Annotated in this window: 10 protein-coding genes; 2 read left to right on the top strand and 8 right to left on the bottom strand. The window is 69.0% G+C overall.

The window, feature by feature from the left end; genetic code table 11:
- Window positions 1-286, bottom strand: a 286-nt coding sequence (locus G6016_RS12615; protein WP_182632986.1) for a pyrimidine dimer DNA glycosylase/endonuclease V, incomplete at its 3' end; no start/stop codon positions are given.
- A 129-nt stretch (window positions 287-415) separates the two neighbouring features.
- On the opposite strand from G6016_RS12615, the gene G6016_RS12610 reads away from it, so the two are divergent.
- A complete protein-coding gene (locus tag G6016_RS12610; RefSeq protein ID WP_182632989.1) occupies window positions 416-1,057 on the top strand; it encodes a DNA alkylation repair protein in 642 nt (213 codons plus the stop codon).
- Window positions 1,058-1,191: 134 nt separating this feature from the next.
- Here the strand turns inward: G6016_RS12610 and G6016_RS12605 are convergent, their stop codons facing one another.
- From G6016_RS12605 to G6016_RS12580, 6 genes are all read right to left on the bottom strand, one after another.
- Window positions 1,192-1,983 carry an ATP-binding cassette domain-containing protein gene (locus G6016_RS12605; protein WP_182632985.1) on the bottom strand — a complete coding sequence of 264 codons (792 nt, stop codon included), beginning with the start codon at window positions 1,981-1,983 and terminating at the stop codon, window positions 1,192-1,194.
- Window positions 1,984-1,990: 7 nt separating this feature from the next.
- A complete protein-coding gene (locus G6016_RS12600; protein WP_182632984.1) occupies window positions 1,991-3,034 on the bottom strand; it encodes an ABC transporter permease subunit in 1,044 nt (347 codons plus the stop codon).
- Window positions 3,031-4,008, bottom strand: a complete 978-nt coding sequence (locus G6016_RS12595) for an ABC transporter substrate-binding protein (RefSeq protein ID WP_182632983.1) — start codon at window positions 4,006-4,008, stop codon at window positions 3,031-3,033. The genes G6016_RS12600 and G6016_RS12595 overlap by 4 nt, the downstream gene beginning before the upstream one ends.
- Before the next feature lie 136 nt (window positions 4,009-4,144).
- Window positions 4,145-4,954 (bottom strand): siderophore-interacting protein, encoded by an 810-nt coding sequence (locus G6016_RS12590; RefSeq protein WP_338403602.1) that lies wholly within the window; start codon window positions 4,952-4,954, stop codon window positions 4,145-4,147.
- Window positions 4,955-5,057: 103 nt separating this feature from the next.
- On the bottom strand, window positions 5,058-5,582 hold the full coding sequence (locus tag G6016_RS12585; protein WP_182632982.1) for a hypothetical protein: 525 nt from the start codon (window positions 5,580-5,582) through the stop codon (window positions 5,058-5,060).
- Window positions 5,583-5,585: 3 nt separating this feature from the next.
- Window positions 5,586-5,972: a hypothetical protein gene (locus G6016_RS12580; RefSeq protein WP_182632981.1), complete on the bottom strand. Its 387-nt coding sequence runs from the start codon at window positions 5,970-5,972 to the stop codon at window positions 5,586-5,588.
- A 185-nt stretch (window positions 5,973-6,157) separates the two neighbouring features.
- On the opposite strand from G6016_RS12580, the gene G6016_RS12575 reads away from it, so the two are divergent.
- Complete coding sequence (locus G6016_RS12575) at window positions 6,158-6,721, top strand: DUF1648 domain-containing protein (RefSeq protein ID WP_206682311.1); 564 nt, start codon at window positions 6,158-6,160, stop codon at window positions 6,719-6,721.
- A 17-nt stretch (window positions 6,722-6,738) separates the two neighbouring features.
- Here the strand turns inward: G6016_RS12575 and G6016_RS12570 are convergent.
- The coding region (locus G6016_RS12570; RefSeq protein ID WP_241730282.1) for an MBL fold metallo-hydrolase at window positions 6,739-7,602 on the bottom strand (864 nt) is incomplete at its 5' end.

The following is a 7,602-nucleotide window of genomic DNA, read 5'->3' as shown; positions in this document are numbered from 1 at the left end:
CGAGCTGCCCGTCGGTGACGTCGAGCCGCTCGGCGCCGGCCGGCAGCACCACCCGCGTCCGATCGAACCGGTATCCGCGCGCGTCGGCGGCGTCGGCGAGCCCGTGCAGCCAGGTCGCGATGCCGGCCACGGGGTCGTCGAGGGTGCGGAACCGGTCGAGCTGCGGGTGCGCGCGATAGCCGGTCGTCAGCCCGCGGAGTACCTTCTGAGCCAGGAGTCCCTCGCGCCACCCGGCCACCAGCGCGGCGCGATCGAGCAGGTCGGGATGGATGCTCCACAGGCGCATCCGGCGAGTATAGGGCGGGACCCAGGTCACGGGGCGACCCCGTGGTGGCGATGTGCGGCGTGGCCGCGGGCGAAGGAGAGAATTTTGACGACGACGACACCGGCGCCGGCACCGACCGTCGCCGAGCTGATGGCCGAGCTCGCGGATCTGGCGGACCCCAAGATCTTGGCGGTCAATGAGAAGCATGGCGACGACCACGCGGTGAACCTCACCAAGCTGCGCGCCGTGGCCAAGCGGGTCAAGAAGAACCATCCCCTGGCCGTGGAGCTGTGGGCGACCGGGGATTCGGCGGCGCGGCTGCTCGCGCTGCTGATCTGCCGGCCCAAGGAGTTCTCGGCCGACGAGCTCGACGCGATGATCCGCGAGGCCCGCACCCGGAAGGTGCACGACTGGCTGGTGGGCTACGTGGTGATGAAGGGCCCGCACGCCGAGGAGCTGCGCCTGACGTGGCTGGAGGATGCGGATCCGGTGGTGGCGAGCGCCGGCTGGGCGCTGACGGCCGACCGGGTGGTCAAAAAGCCGGAGGGCCTGGACCAGCCGGCGCTGCTCGATGAGATCGAGGCCGAGATGGCCGGCGTGCAGGAGCGGCTGCAGTGGGAGATGAACACGACGCTCGCGCAGATCGGGATCGAGAACGCGGATCTGCGGCCGCGCGCGCTGGAGATCGGCGAGCGACTGGGCGTGCTCCGCGACTATCCGACGCCGCCGAACTGCACCTCGCCGTTCGCGCCGGAGTGGATCGGCGAGATGGTGCGCCGCAAGGAGGGCTGAATCTCTCCGGGGCCGAGCCGAGCTTTTCCGGGCACGCCCTCCGGTCCCGCCCTCGCGTTTGGCTGACCTGAGTCGCGACGTTCCGGCGATTCTCGCGACTCAGTTCAGCCAACCTGGTGCGGCGGTGGCGTTCGTCAGCCGAGGAACGCCTTGTCGGAGAGCGTGGCTCCCTTGATGTTCGCGAACTCGGCCAGCAGGTCGCGGACGGTGAGCTTGGACTTGGTGGCGGCGTCGGCCTCGTAGACGATCCGGCCCTCGTGCATCATGATCAGCCGGTTGCCGAGCCGGATGGCCTGCTCCATGTTGTGCGTGACCATCAGCGTGGTGAGGCCGCCCTCGCGGACGATGCGTTCGGTGATGGTGGTGACGAGCTCGGCGCGCTGCGGATCGAGCGCGGCGGTGTGCTCGTCGAGGAGCATGATGCGCGGATGCGTGAAGCCGGCCATGAGCAGCGACAGGGCCTGCCGCTGGCCGCCCGAGAGAAGTCCCACCTTGGCGGTGAGACGGTCCTCGAGGCCGAGTTCCAGCATGGCGAGTTGCTCGACGAACTGCGCGCGGCGCTTGGAGGACAGTCCCTGGCCGAGCCCACGTAGCTTGCCGCGCAGCAGCGCGAGCGACATGTTCTCCTCGATCGTCAGGTTAGGCGCGGTGCCGGCGAGCGGGTCCTGGAAGACGCGGCCGACGTACTTGGCACGTCGGTGTTCGCGGAGCCGGTTGACGTTTTTGCCGTCGATCTCGATGGCCCCCGAGTCGATGGGCAGCCGGCCGGAGACGGCATTGAGCAGGGTCGACTTGCCGGCACCGTTGGAGCCGATCACGGTGACGAAGTCGCCCTCGGCCATCGTGAGGTCGAGCTCGGAGAGGGCCCGGCGCTCGTTGATGGTGCCGGGGAAGAACGTTTTGCTGATGGAGTTGACGGTCAACACGGCCGGATCACCCCTGTCCGTCAATCGCGCCGGAGATTCCGGTCGAGCTGGTCGGTGTGGTTGAGGAGCCAGAGAGCGCGGTCTCGTTGACCGAGGCCCCGCCGGCGGAGGCGCTACTCGCGGAGGCCGGGCCGCCGTCCACGGTGGCTCCGGTCGCGGCGCCACCCTTGCCGGTGAGTGCGCTCATGCGCTGGCCGAATGGTCCCAGTGCTCCGCGCCACCTCGGGATCAGGAGGGCGATCACGACGAGCAGGGCCGTGATGGCCTTCATGTCGTTGGGGTTGAGCCCCAGGTCGAGCGCCACGGCCATGATGAGGCGGTAGATCACGGAGCCGACGATCACGGCCATCACGCCGAGCCACAGCCACCGCTGGGTGAGGATGGCCTGGCCCATGATCACCGACGCCAGGCCGACGAGGATGAGGCCGATGCCCATCGAGATGTCGGCGAAGCCCTGGTACTGGGCCAGGATCGCGCCGCTCATGCCGACGAACCCGTTCGACAGGGCGAGCGTGAGCGTCTTGGTGAAGTCGGTGGAGACACCGAACGAGGAGATCATCGGTCCGTTGTCGCCGGTCGCCCGGATGGACAGCCCCAGGTTCGTGTTGAGGAACCAGATGACGATCAGACCCAGCACCACCACGCCGGCGGCGAGGATCGCGACGGCACCCCAGGTGCCGAGGAGCCCCGCCTCACGGAGCGGGGTGAACAGGGTGGTCTCGCGCAGGAGCGGGACGTTCGCGCTGCCCATGATGCGCAGGTTGATGGACCACAGCGCGATCATGGTGAGGATGCCGGCGAGCAGGCCGTCGATCTTTCCCTTGGTGTGCAGCAGGCCCGTGACCGTGCCGGCCACGAACCCGGTGCCGAACCCGGCGAGGGTTGCGTCCACCGGGTTCCAGCCGGCGAGGATCGCCATGGCCGCCGTGCCGGCGCCCGTGGTGAAGCTGCCGTCGACCGTGAGGTCGGGGAAGTTGAGCACTCGGAAGGTCAGGTAGACCCCCAGTGCCATGACCCCGAAGATCAGGCCTTGCTCGACGGCGCCGATCACTTCTTCTCAGCCTCGGCGAGGATGTTCTCGGGGATGGTCACACCCTGGCGTTCGGCGGCGGCCTCGTTGACGACGTAGGTGTAGATCTCGGCGGTCTCGACCGGCGTCGTGGCCGGGTCGGCGCCGTCCTGCAGGATGCGCAGGGCCATCTCGCCGGTCTGGCGTCCGAGCTCGGTGTAGTCGATGCCCAGGGTCGCGATCGCGCCGCCCTCGACGGTGCCCTCCTCCGCGGCGATAACCGGGATCTGCTTGGTCTCCGCGACCTGGACGAGCGAGGCGATGCCGGAGACGACCATGTTGTCGGTGGGGACGTAGATGGCGTCGACGTCGCCGAGGGCCTCGACGGCCTGCTGGATCTCGGTCACGTTGGTGACGGTCTGCGTCTCGATGGTCAGGCCGAGCGGGCCGGCGGCCTCGGTGGCCTGGTCGACCTGCACCTGCGAGTTGACCTCGCCGGAGGCGTAGACGATGCCGACGGTCTCAGCGTCCGGGACGATCTCCTTGAGCAGCTCGAGCTGCTGATCGATGGGCGCGGCGTCCGAGGTTCCGGTGACGTTGCTGCCCGGCTCCTCCATCGACTCCACGAGGTCGGCCGAGACCGGGTCGGTGACCGCGGTGAACAGCAGCGGGATGTCGATGATGTTCTGCGCCATGGCCTGGGCGGCTGGGGTTGCCACGGCCAGGGCGAGGTCGAGGTCGTCGCCGGCGAACTGCTGGGCGATGGTCAGCGCGGTGCCCTGCTCGCCGTTGGCGTTCTGCTCGTCGAACTCGGCGTCGACACCGGCCTCCTCGAAGGCCTCGATGAACCCGGCGGTCGCGGAATCCAGCGCGGGGTGCTGGACCAGCTGGTTGATGCCGATCTTGTAGGTCTCGCCGTCACCACCAGCGGAATCGTCGCCGCCGGAGCAGCCGGTGAGGACGAGTGCCGAGGTGGCGACCAGTCCGGTGATGAGCTTCGCGCGTGAGAATGCCATGTGCAACGCCTTGTCTACGGTCACGGTGAACGTGAGGGGCCGGATGAGTGAACTCAACGGTCTCTCAGGGTACTCGGTAGAACTGTGCGCAGAAGGTCGGACTCTCATCCCCGGCGCACACCGGCGCAGATTTCTGCTATGAAGAGGCACTTTCGGTGTCGGCGAGTTCCTTTTTCCACGTGCGGAAACCCTCTTCGGTGCGGCCGCGCCGCCAGTATCCCGAGATGGAGGCTCGGGCGGCGGGCACCCCGCGCTCGCGACGCAGGTACGGGCGCACGTGCTTCATGACGGTCTCGGCCTCACCATGGACGAACACCTGGACGTCCCCCTCCGGCCAGGGCAGACCGCGGACCGCGCTGACGAGCGGGGCCGCGCCGTCAATGACCTCGGGGCCGGCGTCCGCGGAGGAGGCGCCGCGGTGCAGCCACGTGATCTCTACGCCCGCAGGGGCGGTCAGTGCGATCTCATCATCGCTACTGCCGACCTCGATGAATACTGCGCCCTTGGCGTCGGGGTTAAGGGATTCCAAGGCGACGGCAATCGCGGGCACCGCGGTCTCGTCGCCGGCGAGCAGATGGAAGTCGGCGGCCGGGTCGGGCAGGTATCCGGCGCCCGGTCCGCGCACCGCGATCTCGGTGCCGGCGGTAACGCTGCGCGCCCACGGCCCGGCGACGCCCTCGTCGCCGTGGACCACGAAGTCGATCCAGATCTCCCGCGCCTCCGGGTCGACGTGGCGCACGGTGTAGGTACGCATCACCGTCTCGTCGCCGCTGGTCAGCTCGAGCTTGACGTAACTGTCCGTCTCCTCGCGTGGCGTGAACGCGTCGAACCCCGCGCCGCCCAGAACCACCCGCACCAGATGGGCGCTGACCTGCTCGGTGCGAAGGACCGTGAGGGGCACCGGCGTGCGGGGCTTGGGACTGGTGGGCTGAGGGGCGCTGGTCACTGAAACTCCTGACACGTCACATATGAAGAACTTAGGCCAGCCTATCCGAATTCGACAGGGTCTGCCGTGGGGGTGGTTCTCGACGACGGGGGAATGGCGTTCTCTAACCCCTGCTCATCCGGTGCACGGCCTCGCGTACTTCGGCGGTCAACTGGTCCATGTCGACGGTCTGCCGAGCGAGGTCGCGCGCCGTGGACGGGGTGGCCAGGACCGACTCCGCATGCGTGGTCTCCGCCCTGAGCAGCAGGTCCTGGAACGCCGGGTCGCGCAAGGCCTGTGCCTCGAGCTGGTCGAAGCGTCCCTGCAGCGGCGTTCCGATCGCGCGTGTCACGGTGAGGTGCTGCCACGACGCCAGCGTGCTGGACAGCGCCTCCCGGGCTTCTGCGTGCGAGGCGGCCGCGATCTGGTGTGCGCGAGTACCGGTGGCCGCTCGCGGATCCGCGCCCGAGGAGAGTCGACTGCGATTGCTCAGATCCGTGAAGGCGGAGTAGAGGAGCCAGCCGCCCGCGGCGAGACCAGCCAGTGCTGCGGCCACGCCCACGAGGAAGACGATGAGACTGATGATCATCGAGACCACGATGAGCAGGCCGATGATCCCGAGGCATCCGACATTTCCTTTTGAACTCATCGGTCAGCCCGCCATCGAACCGAGAATCGCGATGCCGATGGCCAGTCCGATGGCCGCGACGGCGAGCCCGGCGAAGATCTTGCCGATCGCCATCCACAGCAGCCGCGTACGCTCCCGTGCCGCCTGCGACGGGGTAAGCGGTTGAGCGGTGTCGCCGGCGGAGACGAGCATGTGCGAACGGTCCGCTGCCCACCCGGCCGGTGCCGCGGAGCGGGGATCCAAGCCCAACGGCTGTAGGGCGAGCCGGCGGCGGTGGACGTCACGGGTGCGGTGCATGGCCTCAAACCGGGCCAGTGCAATCCCGGCGTCGGCACGCTCCCGCTCGGCCAGTGCGCGGGCCTTCTCGGCTGCGGCGCGAGGGTGGGGAGACGACACTGCGTCCCAGTTCACGGCTACCTCCGGTGTTTGAATCGGGGGCATTTCCCACCGATGTTCCGCACGTTAGCTGACAGGTCCGACAATGAAGGATCGCGAGGTGAGGCCGTGATCAGCGCGCACGCCGCACCTGTGCGACCTCGCGCGTGAAAGTGTCCGTCCCCGTGGGAATGTCCGACCGGATGGCTAGGGTGACGGCCGTGAAACAGCAGCGACCCGCCCCCGATTACGCAACCGGCCCGGTCACGCGCGGCCTGCGGTTGGCCTCACTGCTGGGCGTGGTGGCGCTCACGGTCTACGTCCTCGTGCGCTACCCGTCGCTGCCCGAGGTGGTGCCCGTCCACTTCAATTTCTCGGGAGCCGCGGACGGCTTCGGCAGTCGGTCGAGCATGCTGTGGCTCGCGGGCGTGATGCTGGCCATCAGCGTGCTGATGGCGTGGCTGTCCACCAAACCGAACGCGCTCAACTATCCGGGCGATATCACCGAGGCCAACGCTCAGCGCATCTATCGCGAGGGCGAACGGATGATGGTCTGGGTCCTGGTGAGCGTGGCGGTGCTCTACCTGGGGATCGTCCTGCAGACCTTCGCGGGCGTCGGCGCGGACGCGGGTGCGGACCCGGGTGCGGGTGCGGGCGAGCGAGCCGGATCTGGGGCCGGGCAGACGCTACTGGTCGTGGGGCTGGTCGGCATGCTCGCGTCGACACTGGTCGGGATAGCGCGCCTGGTCATCGCGGATACTCCGCCGAAGCAACCGGGCACGTAGCTGCCGGCCGTTCCGCCTCACTCGGTGCGGGCGCGCACGGTGACGGCCTCGCCGTCGACGCCGGCCCTCGCGCCCAACGCGGCGAGCGAGCGATCCAGCTCGTCTGGCCCCGGATTGTGATGGCCCAGGTGCACGGCCACCACCTCGGTTGCGGCGTCCACCGCACCGACCTCGCGCAGACCATCGAGCATCGCGGCGAACCGCGGAAGCCCCAGGTGGAACTCCGAGATTTCCTCGCGGTGCCCGAGCGTCTCCTCCAGGAACACGGCATCGAAGCGCGCGCCGCGCACCGCGTCGAACCAGTCCTGCTCCCACGGTCCGGTGTCGGTGGCCCACAAAATACGCTCGCCACCGGGGCCGCGCAGGTCGTACAGGACGGCGTCGCCGTCGCTAAACACCCGATGCTTCGCGGGCAGAACGCGCACGTCATATCGGCCCACGCGCACGCGATCCCCGGCGGCGACCGGCGTGAACCGCACCGGATCCCCCGGCCCCACCCAATCTCGACACATGTCGAGGGCGCCTGACGGCCCGACGAGTTCGAGCTCACCCAGCCCCGGAATCCACGACCGCTGCAGCAACACCTGGGGACCAAGATGGTCGAAGTGAGCGTGCGTGAACAGGACGTGGCGAACCGCCGCGAGGGAGCGCCCGTGACGTACCACTGCGCCGGGGGTTTCGGGGCCGCAGTCGATGACGACCTCGTCGTCGACAAGCCCGGAGGTCTGGCCGCGCACCACGCCGCGCACTCGTGCCGCCTCGCACGAACCGCACCGGCAAAACGGTGACGGCCACCCGTCCGCCGCACCCGTGCCGACCAGCAGGACCTCCATCACGCCGGCCCCGCCCCGTCGAGGGGGCCAGGCGCCGCACCGGCCGCG

The sequence above is a fragment of the Dietzia aerolata genome (assembly GCF_014144865.1).
GTDB classification, from domain to species: domain Bacteria; phylum Actinomycetota; class Actinomycetes; order Mycobacteriales; family Mycobacteriaceae; genus Dietzia; species Dietzia aerolata.
The sequence above is the reverse complement of the archived record's forward strand: the minus strand, read 5'-3'. Positions and strand labels throughout refer to the sequence as shown.